General features: G+C 33.9%; 22 protein-coding genes. 17 read left to right on the top strand and 5 right to left on the bottom strand.

Annotated features, from left to right (window positions below):
* Positions 1 to 27 precede the first annotated feature (27 nt).
* Positions 28 to 714, bottom strand: coding sequence for a metallophosphoesterase (locus E5Z56_RS00320; RefSeq protein ID WP_138156007.1), 687 nt, complete (start codon positions 712 to 714; stop codon positions 28 to 30).
* Positions 715 to 809: 95 nt separating this feature from the next.
* Here E5Z56_RS00320 and E5Z56_RS00315 point away from each other — a divergent pair, with 95 nt between their 5' ends.
* The 13 genes from E5Z56_RS00315 to E5Z56_RS00255 all read left to right on the top strand — a co-directional run bounded on the left by E5Z56_RS00315 (position 810) and on the right by E5Z56_RS00255 (position 20,018).
* The gene (locus E5Z56_RS00315) at positions 810 to 2,183 is read left to right on the top strand and encodes a D-alanyl-D-alanine carboxypeptidase family protein (RefSeq protein ID WP_138156006.1); all 1,374 of its coding nucleotides are present in this window, start codon (positions 810 to 812) and stop codon (positions 2,181 to 2,183) included.
* 21 nt (positions 2,184 to 2,204) lie between these two features.
* Positions 2,205 to 3,362, top strand: coding sequence for a hypothetical protein (locus E5Z56_RS00310; RefSeq protein WP_138156005.1), 1,158 nt, complete (start codon positions 2,205 to 2,207; stop codon positions 3,360 to 3,362).
* A 299-nt stretch (positions 3,363 to 3,661) separates the two neighbouring features.
* Positions 3,662 to 5,602: a threonine--tRNA ligase gene (thrS, locus tag E5Z56_RS00305; RefSeq protein ID WP_138156004.1), complete on the top strand. Its 1,941-nt coding sequence runs from the start codon at positions 3,662 to 3,664 to the stop codon at positions 5,600 to 5,602.
* A gap of 21 nt (positions 5,603 to 5,623) precedes the next feature.
* Complete coding sequence (locus E5Z56_RS00300) at positions 5,624 to 6,442, top strand: M15 family metallopeptidase (RefSeq protein WP_138156003.1); 819 nt, start codon at positions 5,624 to 5,626, stop codon at positions 6,440 to 6,442.
* A gap of 91 nt (positions 6,443 to 6,533) precedes the next feature.
* A complete protein-coding gene (gene rpmE / locus E5Z56_RS00295; protein WP_022506307.1) occupies positions 6,534 to 6,734 on the top strand; it encodes a 50S ribosomal protein L31 in 201 nt (66 codons plus the stop codon).
* Between the two features lie 54 nt (positions 6,735 to 6,788).
* Positions 6,789 to 7,412: a YigZ family protein gene (locus E5Z56_RS00290; protein ID WP_138156002.1), complete on the top strand. Its 624-nt coding sequence runs from the start codon at positions 6,789 to 6,791 to the stop codon at positions 7,410 to 7,412.
* 129 nt (positions 7,413 to 7,541) lie between these two features.
* Complete coding sequence (gene dnaG, locus E5Z56_RS00285; protein WP_138156001.1) at positions 7,542 to 9,311, top strand: DNA primase; 1,770 nt, start codon at positions 7,542 to 7,544, stop codon at positions 9,309 to 9,311.
* Positions 9,312 to 9,323: 12 nt separating this feature from the next.
* A complete protein-coding gene (rpoD, locus tag E5Z56_RS00280) occupies positions 9,324 to 10,412 on the top strand; it encodes an RNA polymerase sigma factor RpoD (RefSeq protein WP_138156000.1) in 1,089 nt (362 codons plus the stop codon).
* A 50-nt stretch (positions 10,413 to 10,462) separates the two neighbouring features.
* Positions 10,463 to 11,719, top strand: coding sequence for a phosphopyruvate hydratase (gene eno, locus E5Z56_RS00275; protein ID WP_138155999.1), 1,257 nt, complete (start codon positions 10,463 to 10,465; stop codon positions 11,717 to 11,719).
* 180 nt (positions 11,720 to 11,899) lie between these two features.
* Positions 11,900 to 14,734, top strand: a complete 2,835-nt coding sequence (gene pulA / locus E5Z56_RS00270) for a type I pullulanase (protein ID WP_138155998.1) — start codon at positions 11,900 to 11,902, stop codon at positions 14,732 to 14,734.
* Positions 14,735 to 14,784: 50 nt separating this feature from the next.
* The gene (gene pulA / locus E5Z56_RS00265; RefSeq protein WP_138155997.1) at positions 14,785 to 17,916 is read left to right on the top strand and encodes a type I pullulanase; all 3,132 of its coding nucleotides are present in this window, start codon (positions 14,785 to 14,787) and stop codon (positions 17,914 to 17,916) included.
* A gap of 400 nt (positions 17,917 to 18,316) precedes the next feature.
* Complete coding sequence (locus tag E5Z56_RS00260) at positions 18,317 to 18,730, top strand: MarR family winged helix-turn-helix transcriptional regulator (RefSeq protein ID WP_138155996.1); 414 nt, start codon at positions 18,317 to 18,319, stop codon at positions 18,728 to 18,730.
* 1 nt (position 18,731) lies between these two features.
* Positions 18,732 to 20,018 (top strand): cytidylate kinase family protein, encoded by a 1,287-nt coding sequence (locus E5Z56_RS00255; RefSeq protein WP_138155995.1) that lies wholly within the window; start codon positions 18,732 to 18,734, stop codon positions 20,016 to 20,018.
* A gap of 63 nt (positions 20,019 to 20,081) precedes the next feature.
* Here E5Z56_RS00255 and E5Z56_RS00250 read toward each other — a convergent pair whose 3' ends face one another.
* Complete coding sequence (locus E5Z56_RS00250) at positions 20,082 to 21,440, bottom strand: PFL family protein (protein WP_138155994.1); 1,359 nt, start codon at positions 21,438 to 21,440, stop codon at positions 20,082 to 20,084.
* Between the two features lie 12 nt (positions 21,441 to 21,452).
* Positions 21,453 to 21,716, bottom strand: a complete 264-nt coding sequence (locus E5Z56_RS00245; protein ID WP_022505632.1) for an ACT domain-containing protein — start codon at positions 21,714 to 21,716, stop codon at positions 21,453 to 21,455.
* 166 nt (positions 21,717 to 21,882) lie between these two features.
* On the opposite strand from E5Z56_RS00245, the gene E5Z56_RS00240 reads away from it, so the two are divergent.
* The 4 genes from E5Z56_RS00240 (at position 21,883) to E5Z56_RS00225 (ending at position 24,158) form a co-directional block, all read left to right on the top strand.
* On the top strand, positions 21,883 to 22,161 hold the full coding sequence (locus E5Z56_RS00240; protein WP_138155993.1) for a helix-turn-helix domain-containing protein: 279 nt from the start codon (positions 21,883 to 21,885) through the stop codon (positions 22,159 to 22,161).
* A gap of 168 nt (positions 22,162 to 22,329) precedes the next feature.
* Complete coding sequence (locus E5Z56_RS00235; protein ID WP_138155992.1) at positions 22,330 to 22,824, top strand: DDE-type integrase/transposase/recombinase; 495 nt, start codon at positions 22,330 to 22,332, stop codon at positions 22,822 to 22,824.
* 171 nt (positions 22,825 to 22,995) lie between these two features.
* Positions 22,996 to 23,814, top strand: coding sequence for a histidinol-phosphatase HisJ family protein (locus E5Z56_RS00230; protein WP_138155991.1), 819 nt, complete (start codon positions 22,996 to 22,998; stop codon positions 23,812 to 23,814).
* The gene (locus tag E5Z56_RS00225; RefSeq protein ID WP_138155990.1) at positions 23,811 to 24,158 is read left to right on the top strand and encodes an ASCH domain-containing protein; all 348 of its coding nucleotides are present in this window, start codon (positions 23,811 to 23,813) and stop codon (positions 24,156 to 24,158) included. The genes E5Z56_RS00230 and E5Z56_RS00225 overlap by 4 nt, the downstream gene beginning before the upstream one ends.
* A 76-nt stretch (positions 24,159 to 24,234) precedes the next feature.
* On the opposite strand, the gene galU is transcribed toward E5Z56_RS00225, so the two are convergent.
* The gene (galU, locus tag E5Z56_RS00220) at positions 24,235 to 25,107 is read right to left on the bottom strand and encodes a UTP--glucose-1-phosphate uridylyltransferase GalU (RefSeq protein WP_138155989.1); all 873 of its coding nucleotides are present in this window, start codon (positions 25,105 to 25,107) and stop codon (positions 24,235 to 24,237) included.
* Between the two features lie 32 nt (positions 25,108 to 25,139).
* On the bottom strand, positions 25,140 to 26,219 hold the full coding sequence (locus E5Z56_RS00215) for an RING finger protein (protein WP_138155988.1): 1,080 nt from the start codon (positions 26,217 to 26,219) through the stop codon (positions 25,140 to 25,142).
* Positions 26,220 to 26,256 lie beyond the last annotated feature (37 nt).

The following is a 26,256-nucleotide window of genomic DNA, read 5'->3' as shown; positions in this document are numbered from 1 at the left end:
GCAGTTTTCTTTATATATAAGAATAAGTTAAAAAATTCTGGGTTTTTCCTTTTTATTAACCGGCAAAAGTTCATTAAACACACTAAAATAATTTGGTCTGACTTCTTCATCAATATGTGCATATCCAAAGAACCATTTGTCAAAGGTAACTTGTTCAGCAATTTGTTCAAGGTAAATATTAACTGCATTAGGTTTTAAGTCAGGATTAATAATACCTTTAATTTGAGTAGGTGGTTCGTGAGTAATAATGTAATCCAGTTTACCACCGAATTTATTAAGTTGTCTTGCACCTTCAATAAATTCTTCCTTGCTAGGCATTTCTCTTTCAAACCACATATTAATGTCAAGCATTTTCTGTAAATCTCTGCTAACTCCACCACCAAAGGTAAAGATACCTTTCTTTTCTATAATATACACCTGACCTCTCATTAAATGATAAATGTTGTGTGCAATTTTTCTAGCTTTAGCACCACCGAATTTTACAATAGGGTACTTTTCTATCATATTAAAATTTTCGTGAGTACCATCAACAAATAGTATTTTATATGGTTGTCTCATTAAATATTTCAGATTTTCGATTTCTTGCCTACTATTGTTCCAAAAGAAACCAAAGTCACCTGTTATTATTAAGTAATCATTCTTTTTTAGCTTTTTCATTTCTTTTCTTTTAAAGAAAGAAATGTCCCCATGCTTATCACCTGTTATGTAAATCAAAAAGTATCACCTAAAATTTAAAATTTTGATTGAAAGTAAATCAGTTTTGTAGTATAGTATATATGATATATTAACATATAAGAGGTATTTTTTCTATGAAAAAAAGAATTTTTTCAATAATTTCAGTAATTTTAGTTACATTCGTTTTGTGTTCATCACTTGCTTTACCGGTAAGTGCAACAACTTCTTCAAATATTAATAAGGACTCGGCAACTATTTCTAACTTTGATTTTGGTTGTAATGTAAAGACAAAGTCAGAAACAGTTTTGCTTGTAAACCTAGATACAGGTGTTACAGTATATAGTAAAAATGCTGATGTAAAGAGATACCCTGCATCTCTAACAAAGATTATGACTTATGTAGTAGTTGCTGAAAATGTAAGTGACTTTACTCAGAAGGTTAAGATTAAGGCAAGTGTCCTAAAGCCACTTGAAGGTACAGGCAGTTCACAGTCTGCTGTTTCCGATAATATCGGTAAATCTTTTACTATTGAACAGTTATTAAAGTGTTTGATGATTTCTTCCGGTAATGATGCAGCCCTTGTACTTGCTGACTATGTTGGTGGTGAAGGTGGTGTTACTCACTTTGTTCAGATGATGAATGATAAGGCTAAGGAACTTAAGTGTAAGAACACTCATTTTGTAAACCCTCATGGTCTACATGATGCTAACCACTATACAACTGCCGAAGATATGTACAAAATTGCAAGTTATGCACTTATGCTACCTGAATTCTCAGATATTACAAATACAATTTCCTATACAATCGGTGATACATATTATTCATCAACTAACCACCTAATTGACTCAACTACTGAATATTATTATCAGTATGCCAAGGGTATCAAGACAGGTACAACAGATCAGGCAGGTCGTTGCTTAGTTACTCAGGCAGTAGCTGATGGTTATAGTTATATGGCAGTTCTTATGAAAGCACCATATAACGAAGAACAAGGCATTGATGAATATTACAATATGGAAGATGCAGCAGCTTTGTTCCGTTGGGCATTCCAAAATATTGAACTTAAAGAAATTGTTTCAAGAGAAACTCCTGTATGTGAAGAAAAGGTAGATTTGTCTTGGGATAAAAATTCTATTCAGTTAAGTGCAGAAGATGACTTTAATATTCTTCTACCAAGCAGTGTTAAGGATAAAGAAATTACTATCAAAACAGATGTGCCTGACTCAATAGATGCACCTATTAAAGAAGGTGACTATGTAGGTAAAGCATCAGTTTATTATAAAGGCGAAAAGGTTTCTACCTTTAACCTTGTAGCTGATGAAACAGTAGAGAGAAGTACTCTTCTTTATGTACTTGATATTTTGAAAAATGTATTTACTTCAATCTACTTTATTATTGCAGCAATTATTGTTGTAATCCTATTTGCAATTTATCTATTTGTTGTTGTTAAACACAACAGACAGAAAAAGTCAAAGAAAAGAAGAGTAAAGCATTATCGTGATATGTAATAACTTATAAAGGATATTTTTATGAAGTATAAGAAGATGTGGTTTACATTAATACCTACAATATTATTAATGTCAATAACTAAAGTGTATCAAATTTATACAGAACAAACCGGTAACAGTATTTTTGGCAATGACAATATAATTGCATCATATGTTACAATAGGACTTGTTTTTGTTCAGTTTATTATTTTGTTTATTATGTCTGTTACTGATAAAAAGACTGCTTCTGTTTATAATTATAAGAAGAACACATTTGCAGGTTCAATGTGTTTATTTTCAGCAGTAGCACTTATAGTTGATGTTTGTTGTTACTTGCCATCAATCTTAATTTACAAGAATTATACTTCAACTACACTTTTAAATATTATCCTTTCTTGTGTTGCAGCTTTTGGTTTGTTCCTACTTAGTTGGACTCATATTAGTGGCAAAAAACCACCATCAACTGTTTCACTGTTAATGTTAACAGTACCTCTATGGTGTGTTGTAAAATTGTTTACTGCTTTAACAGAGAACAGTGCAAGTTCAGTTGTAATGACTGATGTACTTGATTTGTTTATCTATCTTTTCTTGTCACTGTATTTACTTTCAGCTACTTCAATAATTTCAATGTTAAACCAAAAAAATTATGTGAAAGAGATTATTCTTTTTGGTATTCCTTTAGTTTCAGTACTTGTAACATATGATGTTCAAATTGTAACAAAACTGATTCTTAACGGTTATACAAGTGGTTATTATATGGAAATCATCAAGGCTTGTGAGTTAACCTTATTTGCTTTGTATGCAGTAGCTTTTATGTTGGAAATCTCAAAGTATAGTAAAAATAAAGATGAAGTTAGAATTATTGAGTCACAAGAAGAAATCCTTGAACTTAATGAAGAAATCCGTAATCAAAAGCTAAAAAGTTTTGAGAAAATCCAAGCTAAAGAGCGTAAGAACGGTAATCTATATATCACTCACGACAGTAGTTTTCAGTCTATTGATACCAGAGACAGTGGCTATTTCCCAACAGGTGCAACTTATGGTAAGTATGTTGAGGACTATCCTGTAGTATCAGGTAGTGATGAAAACGACAAAGAACTTACAACAGAAGAAAAAATTTCTAATGTAGATAGACTTATTCTGGAAATCACTTCCGGTAAAAATGATAAAGATTTATCTCCGGAAGATGAAGAAAATTAAAAATAGTAATTGACAATAGAAAATTAAAGTGATAATATAAATCTAAAGCGTTGAGAAGGACACGATTATTAGCCACCGAATCAAGAGAGTTTTGCTTATTAGCTGTAAGGCAAAATATTTAGGAGCTTTTAGTTACTACCTTTGAGTGTATGTAGGAAATGACATACCGGTTAACTCCGTTAAAGGTAAATGAGGGTTTTTATACCGAACTTGGGTGGAACCACGATTTAGTTTATATCGTCCCAATATTCTTTTATAGAATATTGGGGCTTTTATTTTTATACAAAGGAGAAATCAATATGGTTAGTGTAAAACTAAGAAATGACGTTAAGGAATTTGAAAATGGCACAACACCATACGAAATTGTAAAAGGTTTCGGAGGAGGCTTTTTTAAGCAAGTTTGTGCTTGTAAGATAGATGGTGAGGTTTATGACCTTCGTACCCCAATTAATAATGATTGTACTTTAGACTTTTTAACTTTTGATGATCCGGATGGCAAGAAAGCATTTTGGCATACTGCTTCTCATGTACTTGCTCAAGCAGTTAAAAGACTTTATCCAAATGCAAAGTGTGCAATCGGTCCTGCAATTGACACAGGCTTCTACTATGACTTTGATGTGGAAAAACCATTCTCACAGGAAGACCTAGACAAGATTACTGCTGAAATGAAGAAGATTGTTAAGAGCAAAATCAAACTTGAAAAGTTTGAACTTTCTCCACAAGATGCAATCAAAAAGTTAGAAGAAATGAATGAACCTTATAAGGTAGAACTTTGTAAGGAACATGCCGATAAGAACGAACCTATTTCTTTCTATCAGCAGGATGAATTTATTGACCTATGTGCAGGTCCTCACCTAATGGATGTATCAGTTCTAAAGGCTGTTGCTTTAACAAACTGTACAGGTGCTTATTGGAGAGGTGACTCAAACAACCATCAGCTATGCAGAGTTTATGGTATAGCTTTCCCTAAGGCATCAATGCTTGATGAATACCTGGAAATGATGGAAGAAGCAAAGTCAAGAGACCACAACAAGCTAGGTCGTGAACTTGAACTATTTACAACAGTTGATTGTATCGGTCAGGGTTTACCTGTACTTCTACCTAAGGGTGCAAAGATTATTCAGATTTTACAGAGATGGATTGAAGACGAAGAAGCAAAGCGTGGTTGGCAGTTAACAAAGACACCTTTAATGGCAAAGTCTGATCTATACAAAATCTCAGGTCACTGGGACCATTACAAAGACGGTATGTTTGTTCTTGGTGATGAAGAAAAGGATGATGAAGTATTTGCACTTCGTCCAATGACTTGTCCTTTCCAGTATCAAGTATTCCTAAACAGACAGCGTTCATATCGTGACCTACCTATGAGATTGTCAGAAACTTCAACTCTATTTAGAAATGAAGCATCAGGCGAAATGCATGGTCTAATTCGTGTAAGACAGTTTACAATTTCTGAAGGTCACTTAATGTGTACACCTGATCAGCTTGAAGATGAATTTGCTCAGTGCCTAGACTTAGTTAAATATACACTAAAGACACTAGGTCTATATGAAGATGTTTCTTATCGTTTCTCACAGTGGGATCCTGAAAATACAGAAAAGTATATTGGTACTGCTGAAGATTGGGATGAAGCACAGGGTGTTATGAAGAAGATCCTTGATGACCTGGAAATTCCTTATTCAGTAGGTAAAGGTGAAGCTGCTTTCTATGGTCCAAAGCTTGATGTACAGATTAAGAATGTATTTGGTAAGGAAGATACTCTAATCACAATCCAGATTGACCAGTTCTTAGCTGAAAAGTTTGGTATGGAATATGTTGATAAGGATGGTCAGAAGAAGAACCCTTATATTATTCACCGTACATCTGTAGGTTGCTACGAAAGAACATTAGCACTATTAATCGAAAAATATGCCGGTGCATTCCCACTATGGTTAGCACCTGTTCAGGTAAAACTTTTACCAATTGCCGACAGACATCTTGACTACATTTATGAAGTTAAGAAACAGCTAGAAGCAAAGGGCATCAGATGCGAAGTTGATGACCGTTCAGAAAAGATTGGTTACAAGATTCGTTCAGCACAGTTAGAGAAGATTCCTTATATGATTCTTGTTGGTGATAAGGATATTGAAAACAACTGTATTTCTGTTCGTCATCGTAAACAAGGTGACCTTGGTTCAATGAGTGTTGAAAAGTTCTTAACAGATGCACTTGAAGAAATCAATACAAAAGAAATTAAGTAATAATTTTACGAGGTGAAAATCTTGCAAGATAAATCCAAAGGAAGACATGGTGGCAGTACAAAGCCGGAAGGCTTTTATACCGGAAAAGATAAACACTATGTTTATGGAGATAATACCCCTAGGAAAAAGGGAAATGCAATTAATATTTTGTTCTATGTTTTACCTATCGTTATGGTTGTGATTTTAGCCTTAGGTTCATTCCTAAGTTACTATGCCTATGTTTCCTCATCAAAAGGTGAGGAAACTGTGGTGAAATCCAACGATGACTATATCTCAAAGGAACAACAAAAGACTTTATACAAAATTGTTAGTGTTGCTGACCCATTGGAAAGAAACTATGTACCAACAACAAAAGATTTTGGTGGTGTAAAGGTTAGTACAATGATTTACGATTCACTAAACAAAATGGTAAATGCTGCTAAGAAAGATGGTGTTGACCTAAAGATTAGGAGAGGTTATGTTTCATATGATGACCAACATACTCTCTATAGTGGATATGTAAATACTTTGCTTAACACAGGCAAATATACCCAAACAAAAGCCGAGTCAATTGCCAATAGAAGAATTGCTGATAGTGGCAATAGCGAAAGACAACTTGGACTTTCTGTTGAATTTGATAGCGAAAAGAGAAGTACTTTCAACAAAACTAAGGCTTATCAATGGTTAATTAAGTACGGTGCAGAGTATGGCTTTATTCAAAGATATACTAAAGAAAATGAGCAGGTAACTGCAATGGACTCTGACTATACTTTATGGAGATATGTTGGCAAAAACAATTCTCTTTTAGCCAGAAAACTTGGTCTAAATTTCAATACTTTAATTGATTATTTAGAAAGTTAAAAATTTTTTTGAAAAAACACTTGCATTTTCAGGATTTATGTTGTATAATCTAAACTGTTATTTACGGTTTCAGCGAAAGAGGTGAAATGAAATGAAGGAAAGTATCCATCCAGATTATAAGCAGACAACAATTACTTGTGCTTGTGGTAATGTAATCGAAACAGGTTCAACAAAGGAAAATATCAGAGTTGAAATTTGTTCAAAGTGCCATCCTTTCTTTACAGGTAAGCAGAAGCTCGTTGATACCGGCGGACGTGTTGATAGATTTAAGAAGCGTTTTGGTATGAAATAATTTTGTAATTGTTGAGGCGGTACATTTAGTGTACCGCCTGTTTTTTTAATTGTTATGGAAGATTTTTATTATACTACAAAAGAAGAAAATCAAGCTGAGTTTGTTGAGAAACACAGCCGTTTTATAGGCTATTGTAAACCTATTTCAACAGAACAAGAAGCTATTGATTTTATTAACGAAAAGCGTAAGAAGCATTATGATGCTACTCATAATGTTTATGCATATAGCCTAAAGAATGATTTTATTAAGCGTTATTCTGATGACGGAGAACCTCAGGGTACTGCCGGTGTGCCTGTCCTTGATGTACTTAACAAAAATAATGTGGTAAATACTGTAATAGTGGTTACTCGTTATTTTGGTGGTATTATGCTTGGTGCTGGTGGACTTGTCAGAGCATATAGTCATGGTGCAAAGATTGCACTTGATGCCTCCAAGATTCTTCGTATGGAAAAATGCTATAATTGTTCTGTTACTTTGAGTTACGATTTTTACGGAAAACTTTCCGGTCTTATTCCGGAATGTGGTGGTATTATTGATGACTCAAACTTTTTAGAAAATGTTATTATCAGTTTTCATATTCCAATAAATGAACTTGGATTTTTTAACAAAAAACTTGCTGATGCAACAAATGGAAAGATAGAAGTAGAAGTTGTTAATGAAGATTATTTTCCTATGTAACAACATATTTATCTAATATAATCTGTTTTTTCAAAAATATTTTTAAAAATTTTGAAAAAATAAAGGAATAATATAAATTTTGTTGTATATAATAGTGTAGGTTTTACAACTATTGAAAGGAGTGTTATTTTGCCATTACCGGAAAGCTTTTTGCAAGAACTAAAAATGCGTAGTGACCTTACAGAACTTGCATCAAATTATATTTCTCTAAAGCGTAAGGGTAGGAATATGGTAGGACTTTGTCCTTTCCATGGCGAAAAAACACCATCTTTTAATATTTATACCGAAAACAATTCTTTTTACTGTTTTGGTTGTGGTGCAGGTGGTGATGTAATTACCTTTACCATGAGGATAGAAAATCTTGATTACATTGAGGCAGTTAAATTCTTAGCCGAAAGAGCAGGACTTAATATGCCTGAAGAAAGTAATTATGATGATTCTATGGCTAACCTTAAGAAAAGAATTTATGAGGCAAATAGAGAAACTGCAAGATTTTTCCATAGGTGTCTTTACAGTCCTTTAGGTAAGGAAGGCTTAGATTATCTTCATAGCAGAGGATTAACTGATAAGACTATTAGACATTTTGGTTTAGGTTTTGCTCCAAATGACCACTTTGCACTTTCAAATTATCTGAGGAAAAAAGGTTTTAAGGATAATGAACTTATAAGTGCAAACCTTGTTTATAAGAACAAAAGTGGTAACGGTACAAATGATAGATTCTATAACCGAGTTATGTTTCCTATTATAGATGTAAGGGGAAATGTAATTGCCTTTGGTGGTAGAATTATGACTGACCAAAAGCCTAAATACCTAAACACAAGTGATACACCTGTATTTAGTAAAAGTAATAATTTATTTTCACTAAATAATGCTAAGAAAAATCAGGACAGAACCCTTATTTTGTGTGAGGGTTATATGGATGTTATTGCAGTAAACCAAGCCGGTTTTCAGAATGCAGTTGCTACTTTAGGTACTGCATTAACAAGTCAACAAGCATCAGTTATGAAGCGTTATGCCGATGATGTTATCATTTGTTATGATGCCGATGAAGCAGGTCAAAAAGCAACCCAAAGAGCCATTGGAATTCTCAGAAGAACAGGACTTAACATAAGAGTCCTTACAGTTCCTGACGGCAAAGATCCTGATGAATTTATCAGAAAACATGGTGATAACGGTGGTGCTGCTTTCTATAATTTGGTGAATGGTAGCTTCAATGATGTTGAGTATCAGCTATCAAAAGTGAGAAAGAAATATGACCTAAAACTGGCAGACCAAAGAGTTAAATATGTCAATGAAGCAATTAATATAATTGCTAAAATAGATGATGATGTAGAACGAGATGTTTATAGCTCTAAGTTAGCTGATGAAACAGGTGTTCATACAGAGTCAATTTCTAATTCTCTAAAGAGAGTTAGAAGTAAAATTAAATATAGCAATAGAAAAGAAGAGTTTAGAAAAATCAGAACTAATCTTTCAGGCAGAGAAGACAAAATAAACTTGCAACATAAGGATAAGCCAAGGGCAACTATTGCCGAAGAAATGTTATTATCATATATGGTTAATCATCCTGAGGTTGAACAGTATATTTATTCAAGAGTGCCTAATGATTCATTTGTCACAGATTTTAACAAAAAACTTTATGGTTATTTTGTCAACAGAATTGAGGGTGGTTATGAGCCACTAACTTCTCTAAATGAGGATTTTACTTCTGATGAAATAAATAAAATCTATTCTATTGTCAATAAAACAATAGACAAAAATCCTACTCAACAAGCTCTGGATGAGTACATAAGTGTTATCTTTGAGGAAAAGGGTAAGTTGTCAAAGGAACAAATCGCAAACACATCACTTGATGAGTTTAGTCAGCAGATTAATAATCTGAAGAAGAAACGAGAATAAGGAGAGATATATATGAGTGGACAGGTTGATAAGAGAACAGTAATCAAAGATTTACTTGAACAAGGCAAACAAAAGGGAAGCCTTTCAAACCAAGAAATCCTTGATGCTATCGGTGAAATTGAATTTTCACCGGAACAACTGGAAAAACTATATGATGGTTTAGAAGCACAGGGTATCGAAATCATTGAAGACAATAGTGTTGATTTGTCAGATATTGAAATTGTAGCATCAAAATCATCCAGCAAAGGTGACGAAATTGCAGCAGAAAGAGTTGCAATTGATGACCCAGTAAAGGTATATCTAAAGGAAATCGGTAGAGTTCCACTACTTTCTCCTGAAGAAGAAATTGACCTTGCTATTAAAATTTCTGATGGTAATACAGAAGCTAAGAAAAGACTATGTCAAGCAAACCTTAGACTTGTTGTTTCTATTGCTAAGCGTTACTTAGGCAGAGGTATGCTATTCCTAGATCTTATTCAGGAAGGTAACTTAGGTCTGTTAAAGGCTGTTGATAAGTTCGACTATACAAAGGGCTTTAAGTTCTCAACATATGCTACATGGTGGATTAGACAGGCTATCACAAGAGCTATTGCCGACCAAGGCAGAACAATCCGTATTCCTGTTCATATGGTTGAAACTATTAACAAAGTTAAGAAAGTTTCTTCTCAGCTACTTCACCAGAATGGTCACGAACCAACTGCTGATGAAATCGCATCAGAAATTGATATGCCTGTAGATAAGGTTAGAGATATTATGCGTGTTGCTCAAGAACCTGTATCTCTGGAAACACCTATCGGTGAAGAAGAAGATTCTCACCTAGGTGACTTTATTCCTGATGATGATGCTCCTGCACCTGCTGATGCAGCATCTCATACATTACTTCGTGAACAGCTAAATGAAGTTCTTGATACTCTAACTCCAAGAGAAGAAAAGGTTCTAAGACTTCGTTTTGGCCTTGAAGACGGCAGAAGTCGTACACTTGAAGAAGTAGGTAAGGAATTCAATGTTACTCGTGAGAGAATTCGTCAGATTGAAGCAAAGGCTCTTAGAAAGCTAAGACACCCTTCAAGAAGTAAAATTCTAAAAGATTACCTAGACTAATCAGTATAATTTAACCTCCTTTGTCAATAATGATAAAGGAGGTTTTTTATATGTGTATGTTAATTGAAGAAATAAAGGGAAGACAAGTCCTAGACTCTAGAGGCAATCCAACAGTAGAAGCAACAGTAACATTATCTGACGGTACAGTACAGTCAGCAATTGTTCCAAGTGGTGCATCAACAGGTGCATTTGAAGCAGTGGAACTTCGAGATAATGATGATGTGTATTTTGGCAAGTCAGTATACAAAGCAGTAAAAAATATTAACGAAACTTTGGATCATCATTTAGTAGGCACAAGTCCATATCAACAAAGATTAATTGATAGAATGATGTGTGACCTTGATGGTACAGAGAATAAGAAAAACTTAGGTGCAAATGCTATTTTGGCAGTTTCAATTGCAGTAGCAAAAGCCTCAGCATCATCACTTAATTTACCATTATATAGGTATCTAGGTGGCTTTAATGCTCATAGATTACCTTACCCTATGATGAATATTCTCAATGGTGGTGCTCATTCAGATAACAATGTGGATATTCAAGAATTTATGATTATGCCGGTAGGTGCTGACAGTTTCCGTGACGGACTAAGACAATGTACAGAAATTTACCACACACTAAAAACATTATTGAAGAAAGATAAACTTTCTACTGCAGTAGGTGATGAAGGTGGTTTTGCACCAAACCTTTCAGGTGATGAAGAAGCACTTGAATATATTCTAAAAGCAATTGAAGAAGCAGGATATAATACAGATAATACAAAATTAGCTTTAGATATTGCCTCATCAGAATGGTATGCTGAGGGTATGTACAACTTGCCTAAGAGAAAAATATCTATGACTACAGAGAATATGATTGAATACCTTGATAATCTTACAGAGAAATATCCTATTATCTCAATAGAAGATGGACTTTCAGAATTTGATTGGTCAGGGTGGGAAGAACTTACCGGAAAGTTATCCCACATTCAATTAGTAGGTGACGACTTATTCGTTACAAATGTAAATAAACTTTATAATGGTATCAAGGTTGGAGCAGGTAATTCAATCCTAGTGAAAATGAACCAAATCGGTACTTTAACAGAAACATTTGATGCAATCGAACTTGCCCATAAAGCCGGTTATACAACTGTAATTTCTCATAGAAGTGGTGAAAGTGAAGATACAACAATAGCAGATATTGCAGTTGCTTGTAACTCAGGACAGATAAAAACAGGTGCGCCATGCAGAAGTGAAAGAACTGCAAAGTATAATAGATTGTCAAGGATAGAAGAAGAATTAACAGGTGTGGCAACATATGGCATAGATTAATGACTTTATTAATAAATCTTTCATAAGTTAAATGAAAATATAGTCAAAATGACTATATTTTGACCTGTTTTTTCTACACGTAAACCGTCTATAAAGACGGTTTAATTCTTTTGTAGAAAATTATTTACAATAATATTTGTTAGAATGGGTGTATGTAAAAACAGAACTAAGGGGGATTTTATGCCTATTAAAAAAATTCTTTCTTTGGTTTTGATACTAGTTATGATGGTGGGATTAAATATAGTGAATTTTAATGCTGAAACAACCAAAGATTATGCTGCTTATGCAGCAAAGTTAGATGAAACAGCTTATAATGGAAATGACCTAGGTGCTACTTATACTAAGAAAGCTACTACTTTCAAGGTTTGGTCACCAACTGCTTCTGAAGTTAAGGTTAGACTTTATAAGTATGGTTCAGAGAAAGAAAACAAGGATGGTTTCTTTAAAGAACAGGATATGACATTTGATAAATCAAATGGTGTATGGTCTTGTACCTTAACAGGTGATCTAAAGAACATATACTATACATATGTTGTTACTAATGATGGCAAAGCTGAAGAAGTAGTAGATATTTATGCCAAGGCAGTTGGTGCTAACGGTAAGCGTGGTATGATTGTTGATTTAACTTCAACTAATCCAACAGATTGGGATAAAGATACTCACAAAACTGTCAAAAATCAGACAGATGCTGTTATTTGGGAAGTACAGGTTAAGGACTTTTCTTATGCTGAAAATTCCGGTGTAAGTAAAGAAAACAGAGGTAAGTTCTTAGCTTTTACAGAAGATGGTACAGTTGTTGATGGTGTAAGTGGCAACAATGCTACTTGTATTTCTTATCTAAAGAAACTAGGTGTTAACTATGTACAGATTAACCCTATGTATGACTTTGGTTCAGTAGATGAAACCGGTAAGGATGACCAGTTTAACTGGGGTTATGACCCTGTAAACTATAATGTTCCGGAAGGTTCATTTTCTTCTAACCCTTATGACGGTAATGTTAGAATCAATGAATGCAAACAGATGATTAAAGCTCTTCATGATGCCGGTATCGGTGTTATTATGGATGTGGTTTATAACCATACTTATACAGGTGAAGACAGCTATTTTAACAGAACAGTTCCAAATTATTATTATAGAATGAATAGTGACGGTACATTTTCTGACGGTTCAGCTTGTGGTAATGATACTGCTTCCGAACATAAAATGTTCAGAAAATTTATGATTGATTCTATTACTTATTGGGCAAGTGAATATCACATTGACGGTTTTAGATTTGATTTAATGGGGCTTCACGATTGTGATACAATGAATCAAATTCGTTATGCTCTTGATGAAATCAATCCACAAATTTTAATGTACGGTGAAGCATGGGATTTAAAGACTGCTTGTGATGATGGTACAGTCTTAGCAACTCAAGCTAATATGGATAAACTTGATAACAGAATCGGTGCTTTTGATGATACAGTCCGTGATGCTATTAAGGGTAATACTTTTGATGCAACAGATAAAGGCTTCTTAGCAAGTGGTAAGAAAACCGGTAATATCAAAATCGGTCTTTCAGGTGAATGTGTCAACGGTTGGGCATCAGCACCAACACAGTCAGTTGTTTATTCAAGTTGTCACGATAACTATACTTTATATGATAAGTTAGTTAGTTCTCTATATCCTGATGAAAAGGACTTTAGAAAGCGTCATGCAAATCTAGTTGAAATGACTAAGCTAAACGCTGCAACAATTTTTACAGCTCAAGGTATGACATTCTTCCTAGCAGGTGAAGAGTTCTGCCGTAGTAAAGATGGTGATGAAAATAGCTTTAAGTCATCAGCAACTCTAAATATGATTGATTGGGAAAGTGTTAATAACTATAGTGATGTTGTAGAGTACTATAAAGGTATGATACAGATTCACAAGAAGTTTAATGCATTTAGAGACCCAACAACTACTACTGCAAAGAACCTTGATTTCTTTGAAAATGATACAAAGGGTTTAGTTGCTTTTGCAGTTGATGGATTAGAAGATGACAACTTTAAGAAAGTTGCAGTTCTTCTAAACGGTAACCCTGATAAATCTGTTAAAGTTGATTTAAGCAAGATTAAGAATTATTCAGATGATTTTGTAATTATAGCAAATGATGAAACTGCAGGTTTAAGAAACTTAGGTACAGTTTCCGGTACTGTAGAAGTTCCACAAAGTTCAGCAATGATTCTTGTTGATAAAGACAGTTTTGATAAGAACTGTCATTCAACAGAGGGTGCAGTAGTTGTTGATTATGTTGACAACAAAACCGGTGAAAAGGTTTCTACTGAAATTGTAAAGGGTCAAGTAGGTGATAGCTATAGTATCACTCCTAGTGACTCAGTAAGAAGAAAATATAAGATTATTGATAAAGAAAGTACAACAGGTAAATTCACATCAGAAAATAAACATTGTAAATTTACTGTTGAGGCTTATACAGGTGAATATAGCACAGTAACAATTAAGTTTATTGACTCATCAACCGATAAGGCTATTGCTCCAAGTAAGGTTCTAAAGAACCAAGTTGGTCAGCAGTACTTTACTGATGAAATTCCTTCAATTAAGGGTTATGTACTTGATACAGATGCATTGCCTGAAAACGGTGCAGGTCTTTTTGCAGTAGGCGATAAGGTAGTTACTTATAAGTTTACCAAAGAAAAGACAAAGAAATGTCAAGTTAATGTTATCTATATGGATTCTGATGGCAATATTATGGACATCAAGAAACTAGAAGGTAAGCAAGATAAAAAGTATAAAACAAAGGCCAAGGAGTATGAGAATCTTACTTTAACATCTACTCCAAAGAATGCCTCCGGTGTTTATACAAAAGCCGAACAAACTGTTATCTATAATTATCAGTTAAATGACAATAGCAAGAAAGCTCTTGTTACTACTATAGCATTGGTTGGACTTGGTCTATTGGCCGGTGCTGGTATTACCCTAAAAGTTCGTTCTTCAAGAAAGAAGAAGAGAATTAAGGGTATTGAAATTCAGAAATAATATTCTTTTGAGAATTATTTTTTAAATAAAAAAAGGGAGGAAAAAATAAAATGAAAAGAATTATTTCCGTAGTTCTTTCTATCATGATGTTGGCAACTGTTATTCCATTTGCAACAGTTTCTTCATCAGCAGCTACTGCTAACACTCCAACAAAGTATGAAACAGCAGCTCACGAAATTGATAGTAAGTATAGCTACAACGGAACAGACCTTGGTGCTAATTATACTAAAGAAGCAACAACATTCAAGGTTTGGGCACCTACAGCTACATCAGTAAAAGTTAATTTTTATGCAACCGGTTCTGATAAAGAAAAAGGTGCTAAGGACTTAGGTTCAAAAGACCTAACACTAGACGAAAAGACAGGTGTTTACTCAGTAAAGATTGATGGTGACTTAGTAAACACATACTACACTTACACAGTAACAGCTGCAAGTATTGCAGATAGTTCAAAGGTTACTACTAAGGAAATTCCTGATGTATATTCAGTAGCAACCGGTGTAAATGGTAAGCGTTCAATGGTTTGTGACCTTTCTAGTACAAATCCGGAAGGTTGGGATCAGGATAAGCATGTTTTAACAGATGACATTGCTGATGCTTCAATTTGGGAAATCCATGTAAAGGACTTCTCTTATTCTGAAAGCTCAGGTGTTTCTGCTAAGAATCGTGGTAAGTATCTTGCATTTACAGAACTAGGTACAACTCTAAACAACCTAGGTTCAATTCCAACTTGTGTTGATTATCTAAAAGAACTAGGTATCTCATATGTTCAGATTAACCCAATGTATGACTTTGGTTCAGTTGATGAAGCAGGTTCTGATGACCAGTTTAACTGGGGTTATGACCCAATGAACTACAATGTTCCTGAAGGTTCATATTCATCAAACCCATATGATGGTAATGTTAGAATTAACGAAATGAAGCAGATGATTCAGGCTCTACATAAGGCAGGTATCGGTGTTATTATGGATGTAGTATATAACCATATGTACAACACAGATACATCTTTCCAGGGTACAGTTCCTGATTATTACTACAGAAAGAACGCTGATGGCACATGGTCAAACGGTTCAGGTTGTGGTAACGATACAGCTTCTGAAAGAGCTATGTATCATAACTTTATGGTACAGTCAGTTAACTATTGGGCAACAGAATACCATATTGATGGTTTCCGTTTTGACCTAATGGGTCTTCATGATGTAAAGACAATGAACGCTATTCGTTCAACACTAGATAAGATTAGTACTAAGATGCCTGTATATGGTGAAGGTTGGGCAATGACTACTAAGAATGACCTAACAGACTATGATGGCGAAACAGTACAAATGGCTTCCCAGGGTTCTACAAAGAATCTAGATAGCAGAGTTGGTATGTTCAATGACCAATTCCGTGATGGTGTAAAGGGTAGTTACTCTTCAATCGGTGCTAAGGGTTATATCCAAGGTAACCTGGTTGGTTCTGCAAAAGATGTTAGATACGGTGTAAGAGCTAATACTGCCGGTGCTTCTGCAAACTGGAAGGCATATTCTCCTGCACAGTGTGTTAACTATGTATCTTGCCACGATAACAATACTCTATATGATAAACTATGGGGTTCTGTATATGGTAAGACATCTGATTACAGAGCAAGAAATAATAACCTAATTCGTATCAATAAGTTTGCCGAAACAATCGGTGCAACTTCTCAGGGTCTACACTTCTTCCTAGCCGGTGAAGAAATGGGTAGATCAAAAGACGGTGACGAAAACTCATATAATTCTCCAGCTACAGAAAATATGTTTGACTGGAACGATGTTTCTAAGAATGCAGACCTAGTTTCTTACTACAAGGGTATGCTTGATATTCGTAAGGCTTTCTCACCATTTACAACAGATGATATTAACCTAAAGAATAACTATAAGTTTGGTGAAACTCTAACAAGTTCATCTAATATCGTTTCTTATACAGTTTCAAATTCTACTCCTGGCGAATGGAACAAACTAGCTGTTGTTATGAATAACGATACTAAGAACAGTGCTACAGTTTCTCTAGGTTTTGATAATACTCTTTCTAGCAATACAGAATGGGTAGTTATTGCTGATAGTGATGAAGCAGGTCTAACACCTATTAAGTATATTAAGGGTAACGAAATTGAAGTTCCTTCACAGACTGCTATGGTTCTTGTTGAAAAGTCAACATACGAAAAGGCTAATATTAAGTCTAACAAGTCTAAGGTAACAGTTGTTAATAAAGATGCTGATACAGGTAAGGTACTTTCTAAGCAGGTTCTATACGGTACAGTAGGTACAAAGTATGAAGCTAAGATTGATGATTCTCTAAAGCTTCAGTATGACCTACTAAATGTTGAAGGTGAACAGAATGGTACATTCGGTTCAACTGATAAGACAGTTACATTTAACTTTGTTGAATATGTACCTGAAAGTCTACAGAAGACACTAACAGGTAAAGAAAAGTTTACTGTTAAGGATGCTACTCTAATTCAGAAGTATCTAAGCAAGACTGCAACTTTCACTGATGAACAAATCAAAACTGCTGACTACAACCAGGATGGCGTTGTAAATGTTGCTGATGCTACTCTAATTCAGAAGAAGATTACTCATAAGGACTATGGCCTAGTAAATACAATTCGTGTAAGATATATCAGTAAAGCAACTAATAAGCCTGTTGCTGATGATCAGGTATTTAACATTGTAGCCGGTAAGACTGACACTTATTCTCCTGAAAAGCTAGTTGGTTATAAGTATGCTAATGAATACACACTTGACGGTACTAAGACTACAAGTGAAGATTCCAGTGTAACAATTCAGCATAAGTTTAATAGTCAGCTTCTACTATTCTACTATGATGATGATAACTATGATGTAACACTTCATGTAAAACATAGTGGTTCAGCTACATGGACACCTACACTATGGGCTTGGTACAATGTTGGTACTAAAGCATACAACATCTATGATGGATGGCCAGGTCAGAATATGACTAAGGGTGATAACGGCTGGTACACAGCTTCATTTAAGGTAGCTAATGGTACTGATTATAGCGTAATTATTAACAATAATGGTGCTACTCAGACTCAGGACTACGACGGTGTTTCAGGTTCAGAAAAGTGGATTATTATTAATGATGATAAGGTTTCCGATAAGGGTGACTTCCTATCATTCTATGATACAAACCCTGAACTATAATAGTTAATATAATTATTATCAGATAAATCTAGCCCCACTTTATGTGGGGCTATTTTTGTACTTACCAAATACTTCGACATATATTTACTAAATAATACCAAATTGTAATATATAAAACAAAATTATTTCAATTATATAACAATGTTGTACCAAATAGTGACAAATAATACTATATAGTGCTATAATCTACTTGTAAGGAAAAAGATATTCTAAATATATTTCTAGTCTTTAATTTATCATATGATAAATGTATATATGCAGAATTGTTTTGTTCCACTTGTTAATTTGTTAGAAAATACGGGTGCTAATGCACCTGTTTTTTCTTTTGTGTAAAAGTAGTTCTATTGTTGACAATTAGAATTCAAAGTGTTATTATAATTATCGGAAAGAAGGAGAGGTAATGAGCTATCATAAGTTAATGATGGAGAATAACACAATGTACACGAAAAAGGTATTTGACAATGTGGCAGATAGAAAGTTGTCTAAGGGACAACCGAAAATCTTAGAATACCTTTACGAAAATGATGGTGCAGTACAGAAAGATATTGCAAAGTCTTGTTTTATTGAACAAGCAACTGTCACAAGCATTTTAGCAAGAATGGAAAAGAATGAACTTATCATTCGTAAGGTTGATCCGGATAATCGCAGATTTCAGTTTGTGTATTTAACTGAAAAGGGTAAAGTAGAGGCAAAGTTCGTAATAGAGTCTTTTGCAAAACTAGAGAATAATGCTCTGAAAGATTTTACTGATGAAGAGAAAATGCAATTTGTAAATTTTCTAAACAGAGTCAATAAAAATTTAAAGGAGTGTTAGTATGAAGAAGAAAAATTTAGTTAGACGATATATTGTATTTTTGTTTGGACTTTTTATAAGTTCTTTAGGCGTTGCATTTGTAACAAAAGCAAGTCTGGGTACATCACCGATTTCAAGTATCCCATATGTACTTAGTTTAAAATTTACACCAACATTAGGTGTATTCACAATTTATTTCAGCCTATTTTTAATTCTTTTACAGATTATTATTCTAGGTAAGAAATTTAACAAAATAGATTTATTGCAAATTCCTGTATCAATCTTGTTTGGTTATTTTATAGATATTTCTATGTTTCTTTTAACTTGGGTTAATAGCGATATTTATGTAGTAAAAGTTCTTTACCTGTTAATAGGTTGTGTAATCCTTGGTTTTGGTGTTTATTTAGAAGTAATTGCTGATGTTCTTATGCTTCCGGGTGAGTCATTTGTCCGTTCACTAACAATTCGTTTTGGTGTTGATTTTGGTATTACTAAGGTTTGTTTTGATGCATCAATGACAGTGACAGCCGGTATAATTTCATTTGTTTTGTTTAACGCAATTAACGGTGTAAGAGAAGGTACAATTGTAGCAGCCTTGATAGTAGGATTAATTGCAAAGTTCTTTGGTAAGCACCTTGCATTCTTAACAAAACTACTTATACCACAATCTACAACTGATGAAACAACTGAACATAAAGAAAACACAAATAATCTTGTTGTCACAATTGCAAGAGGTTACGGTAGTGGTGGTCGAGAAATCGGCAAATTGGTGGCTGATAAGCTAGGTATTAAATATTATGACAAAGATATTATTACATTAACAACTGAGCAAAGTGGAAACACAGAGCATTATGTTGAGAATAATGAGCAAAAAATAGCTAACAGTGCTTTTTATAATTTCTATTCACAGTTTTATTATGAGGGTGCTGAAAGTACAAAGTGTGATAAACTGTTTAATGTTGAAAAGAATGTTATGATAGACCTTGCATCTAAGGGTGATTGTGTTATCTTAGGCAGATTAGGTAACTTTATTTTTAAAGATTATAAAAATGCTTTACATATATTTATTGACAGTAACATTGAAAATAAAATTGCCAGAGTTATGAAAAGGGATAATTTGTCAGAAAATGATGCCAAAGCAAAAATTAAAAGAGTAGAAACTGAAAGAAAAAATCATTGCAAACATTTCTCAAATAGAGAATGGGGAGCAACTTCTACTTATGATTTAACGCTTAATAGCAGTAAATATTCTGTTGATGAAATTGCAGATATTATTGTATCTTTAGTGAAAAGTAAATTTAATAAATAAATGCAAAAAAAATAAACTCCTCACAACTGTGAGGAGTTTTGTTATATAAAAATGTATTCTTAATTAGTTCTTAAGTGCCTGTAGTGGAGCAGGAATCTGACCACCTCTGTTAATAAACTTAGAAGGAGAACCTTTTCTAAGTTCCATAACAGGACCGTAACCAAGTAGACCACCAAAGTTAAGAGTATCACCGGCTTTTTTGCCAATAGCAGGAATAAGTCTTACTGCAGTTGTCTTAGTATTAACCATACCAATAGCTGCTTCATCAGCAATAACTGCACTGATAACATCAGCAGGTGTATCACCCGGAACAACAATCATATCAAGACCAACAGAACAAACAGCTGTCATACTTTCTAGTTTAGTAATGTCAAGGTAACCATTTTCAGCAGCAGCAATCATACCGGCATCTTCTGATACAGGAATGAATGCACCTGAAAGACCACCAACTCTTGAAGATGCCATAACGCCACCTTTTTTAACTGCATCATTTAGCATAGCAAGAGCAGCAGTAGTACCATGAGCACCACAACCTTCAAGACCCATTTCTTCCAGAATATAAGCAACTGAGTCACCAACTGCAGGAGTAGGAGCAAGAGAAAGGTCAACAATACCGAATGGTACATCAAGTCTTTTACTAGCCTGTTGAGCAACTAACTGACCCATTCTTGTAATCTTAAATGCAGTCTTTTTGATAACATCAGCAATCTGAGCAATGTTGTGATTTTCACATTTTGTAAGAGCAGCTCTTACAACACCCGGACCTGATACACCAACATTGATAACCTTATCAGCTTCACCAACACCGTGGAATGCACCTGCCATAAATGGGTTATCTTCCGGAGCATTACAAAATACAACTAACTTTGCAGCACCAATACAATCTTTATCCTTAGTTAGTTCAGCTGAGTCCTTAACAATCTGACCCATAATCTTAACTGCATCCATATTGATACCGGCTTTAGTTGAGCCAATATTTACAGATGAACATACTTTTTCAGTAGTTGCAAGTGCTTCAGGAATAGACTTAATCAGTTCCATATCACCTGATGCAAAACCTTTTTGTACAAGTGCTGAGTAACCACCGATAAAGTTAATACCAAGTGTATCAGCAGCCTTATCAAGTGTTTTAGCAAACTTAGTAATATCCTGGTTCTTACATGGAGCAGCAACCATACCGATAGGAGTTACAGAAACTCTCTTGTTAATGATAGGAATACCGTATTCACTTTCAATATCCATACCTGTTTTTACTAAGTCTTTTGCACTGTAACAAACCTTGTCATAAACCTTCTGACAAGCCTTGTCTATATCATTATCCATACAATCAAGTAGAGAAATACCCATTGTTATAGTTCTAACATCAAGGTCCTCATTGTCAATCATATTTATTGTTTCAAGAATATCTTTTGTTTCTAGCATTACTTATACCCCTTAAATTTTGTGCATTGAATTGAAAATATCTTCATGCATTGAGTGAATCTTAAGGTTGTTTTCATCACCAAGTTTTTCAAGAGTAGATGAAAGTTCACCAAAATTCTTCTTTCCTAGTTCTACAAGCATAATCATAGCAAACATATCCTGAAGAACGCTCTGTGATACTTCAACGATATTTGCGTCATATTCAGAACATACTGTAGATACTTTAGCAAGAATTCCTACAGTGTCTTTACCTACAACAGTGATAACAGCTTTCATAATGTACCTCCAAAAATTAATTTCTTTAATTATACTACTTAATCGTATAATTGTAAAGTCACTGTATGTGCTAAAATGATATGACCCAATAAAAAAGAGGAGTAACTTCAAAATATGGTATAATGGAATCGCTCAAAAACATTAACCTAAGAAAGAAGTACTCCTCATGAATATAATAACACAAGAAGCAAAGAAAAAGCAAGCCATAGTAAAATACGCACTAAGAAAAGGAAAAAGCGAAGCAAGTAGAGTGTACGGTGTAAGTCTTTCAAGCGTAAAGAGATGGTGTAAACAATATGACGGTACCTGGCAATCGCTATTGCCTAAATCACGCAGACCACATAGTCATCCCAACAGACACACAAAAAGAGAAGAAAGACAAATTAGAAATTCTTTTAAAAGTGCTATGAAAGATATGGATGGGATGGAGTATACAGTGATTTAAAGAGAAAAGGATATACAAGAAGCTATTCAGGAATGATATATGCTGCAAAAAGAATGGGCTTAGTAAAATATAAAAAGACCAAGAAAAGAGCCGTAATCATAGAAGATATCCGGAGCTGTTAATACCTGGAGAAAAGGTGCAGATAGATGTAAAAGAAGTGCCATACAATTGCTTAAGAGGCAAGGCTTTAAGGGACGGAAAGCATTTTATCAATGGACTGCAATAGATGAATGTACAAGAATGAGATTTGTATATGGGTTTGAAGAACATACACCGGAAAACTCAACTAAATTCTTGAAAATGTTATTAAAAGAATTTCCGTTTAAAATAAAAACGGTTCAAACAGATAACGGAAGAGAGTTCACATATAAATATCAAAGCAGTGAAGTGAAAAGTCCTTTTGAAATAGAATTGAACAAATTAGGTATAAATCATAAATTAATACCACCACGAACACCTTGGCACAATGGGAAGGTAGAAAGAAGTCATAGAAACGACCAAAGATATTTCTATGATTGGGAAACATTCAAAAATATTGAAGAATTAAATACAAAGTTAAAAGGACATTTAGAATGGAGTAATAACAAGACAATGAGAACACTTGAATACAAAAGTCCAATGCAGTTATTGAGTGAAAAGTTAGAATTGAAATCCATTCATTAATTAATATTCATAATCAAAAGTCAGTAAAACAAGCGAAATATTAAATCGTATTTTATTTTTACCCTAAAATGGGTCATATCTATTTACAACACAGAACTTAATCGTATAATTGTAAAGTCACTTTATTGCATTAAAGTGCAAAATGTGATAAACTTCTTATAGGTGATATTTATGATTATATGTGATAGCCACACTCATTCATCATTTTCTTTTGATGCAGAAGTACCAATGGAAGATATGGTGAAAGGTGCAATTAAGAAAAATATTAATGTAATTACTTTTACTGACCATTGTGATGCAATAGGTATTTATGACGAAAAGAAATTTGAGTCGGTTCTTGAAGAAGAAATTCCAAAGTCAGTAGCTGAGTCAAAAAGATTAAAAGAAGTTTATAGTGACAAAATCAAAATTCTTACAGGTGTTGAACTAGGTGAACCTACTCATTCACCTGAAAAAACCAAAGTTGCTTTAGGTTTAGGTGACTATGATTTTATCTTAGCATCAACTCATGAAGTAAGGGGCAGAGAGGACTTTTATTTTCTGGAATACGATGAGAATAATATTGACACTTTACTTACAGAATACTTTAATGAACAATTAGAAGTAGTAAAGTGGAATGGCTTTGATAGTTTAGCACATTTTGATTATCCTGCAAGATATATTGCAGAAAGAACTGATATAAAGCCGGATTATTCAAAGTATAATAATGTAATTGATGAAATTCTTACTACCTTAATCAAGAACAATAAAGCCCTTGAAATTAATACTTCTACTATCAGTAAACCACTTTCTAGACCAATGCCCGACAAAAATATCCTTAAAAGATATAAAGAACTAGGTGGGTATTTAATTACTTTAGGTAGTGATGCTCATAATGTTGAGGCGCTTTCTCAAGACTTTAATAAAGCCTTTGAAATCTTAAAAGAATTAGGATTTACTTCATATTATTATTATGAAAAACATAATCCTGTAAAGGTGGATTTGCTATGACACATTATATGAATTTATGTAGTGAACCATTTAATTCTATAAAAAATAAAGAGAAAATTTATGAACTTAGACTTCTTGACTCTAAAAGACAAAAGGTAAAAGTAGGGGACACTATAACTTTTACTAACCTTGATAATAAGGAAACTTTATCAGTTAAAGTAGTTGGCTTACATAAATTTAGTTCTTTTGAAGAATTATATAATAACCTACCACTTGACAAATGTGGTTATAATGAAAGTAATATTAATAAAGCTAATCCAAATGATATGGAAAAATATTATTCCAAAGAAAAGCAAAGTCAGTATGGTGTAGTAGGTATTGAAATTTCTTTATTAGAAAATTAATGCTACATTTGAATAAAATATTGCAACAAAAAAGTGTGCAGAATTTTCTGCACACTAATTTTTTTACTATGTAGTCTTAAAGAGTTTTTGCAAATTCCTTAAGATATTTCTTAAAGTCTTCACCAACTTCAGGATGATTAATACCAACTTCAATTGATGCTTGTAGAATACCTAGCTTGTTACCCATATCGTATCTTGTGCCTGTATATTCAACAGCAGTCATACCAACAGTAGTAGCAATTTCTTTCATTGCATCAGTTAGCTGAATTTCACCACCCTTACCAGGCTTAGTGTTTTCAAGAATTTCAAAAATTTCAGGTGGAAGAACACATCTACCAAGAATAGAGTAGCAAGAAAGCACTTCTTCAGGAGTTTGTGGTTTTTCAACCATATCAGTACACTTATAAACATTGTCGTGAATGTTTTCAACTGAAAGTGAACCGTATTTGTGAATTTCTGTTTCAGGTACTAACTTAACACCAACAACACCCTTGCCATATTCACCGTAAGAGTCAATTAGTTCACCAATTGCAGGATTTTCACCAATGATTACATCATCACCATACATAACTGCAAATGGTTCGTTACCAACAAAGTTCTTAGCTTTTAGAATAGCATGACCAAGACCCTTAGTTTCAACCTGCCTGATAAATGTAATGTTAGCAAGTTTAGAAATATTCTTTACTGTCTCAAGAATTTCTTGCTTTTCAGGTTTGTCAAGAGCAGCTTCAAGTTCAGGTGCACGGTCAAAGTGATCTTCAATAACACCTTTACCTCTGTTAGTGATAATTAAAATGTCAGTAATACCGGCCTTAACAGCTTCTTCAACAATGTACTGAATAGCAGGTTTGTCAACGATAGGGAACATTTCTTTTGGCATAGCCTTTGTTGCAGGTAGTACTCTTGTACCTAAACCTGCAGCCGGAATAACAGCCTTTGTAATTTTCATATTTACCTCAATCCTTAATTTTTAACTTATTTTTATCTTAATAAAAAGACCGGAGCATAGTTAAGAATTAGCATTACAACAATTAAGCTAAATGCTAGAGCAGTATTAACTCCACCCTTTGTTTGCAATTCATTGTCAGCAGCAGTTTCTGAAGAACTCTGTGACTTAATTTTCTTTACTTGTTTGCAACAATGTTTGTAGTAACATCTGTTTGCTATAAATCCACACACCAAATGCAATGCATAATATATAAGCAGACATATAAACGAGAAGATTACTATTAAGTAATCACCGGTATCCAGCTTTTCAACTGCACTCATAAACATTGGATATATGTCAGATGGATTCATATTTGTATGTGTGTTTACAACATCATTTAATACTTGACTGATAACTGTGTAATTACCGTAAGTGAAAAATGTGTAACAAGCAATCATTATTGCTGTAATAAATCCACCTAGTTTGTATTGCTTTCTATATAGTAGATAACCACCACCAAAAAGCAAACCGGCAAAATTAAACTTAGACTTGTTGAAAGTCTTAATTTTGTTAAATACTTGCATATAGTATGGTGTGTTTTGCTTAACTAGCTTAGCAACTTCACCGGCTTTTGCACCATCTTCAAATTCAGTTTCAGGAGCAACACCACCCATAGGGTCAAACTGTACTGCATTAAAACCACCAAAAGGCATACCGTTAGGGTTATTGCCAAAAGGATTGCCGTTTTGATTATTTCCAAATGGATTTCCTTGTTGATTGTCATTATTACCGTAAGGATTACCTTGGTTTCCTTGATTATTATTTTGATTTTGACCAAAATTATTGTTTGGAATGTCAATCAAAGGTGTGCCACATTTTGAACAGTAAAAAGTACCCTCAGAATTAATTTCACCACAATTCTTGCATTTTACAGATCCTTCTGGAACATCACTTTCATTTTCTTCTTTCTCAAAGTCATAGCCCTCACTATGCTTATCTTCATTGTAACAATGACCAAGTTCTTCGTAACATTTTCTGTGATGGGGAGTACCACACACAGGACAAACAACTACATCATCATCAGCATGAAAGTTTTTGTCACAAACAGGACATCTAAAACCTATATAGTCCATTTTTACTTCCTTTATTCTCTCTTATTAGTGTATAATT

The sequence above is a fragment of the Ruminococcus bovis genome (assembly GCF_005601135.1).
Classification (GTDB): domain Bacteria; phylum Bacillota; class Clostridia; order Oscillospirales; family Acutalibacteraceae; genus Ruminococcoides; species Ruminococcoides bovis.
This window is presented reverse-complemented; position numbering and strand designations above follow the sequence as displayed.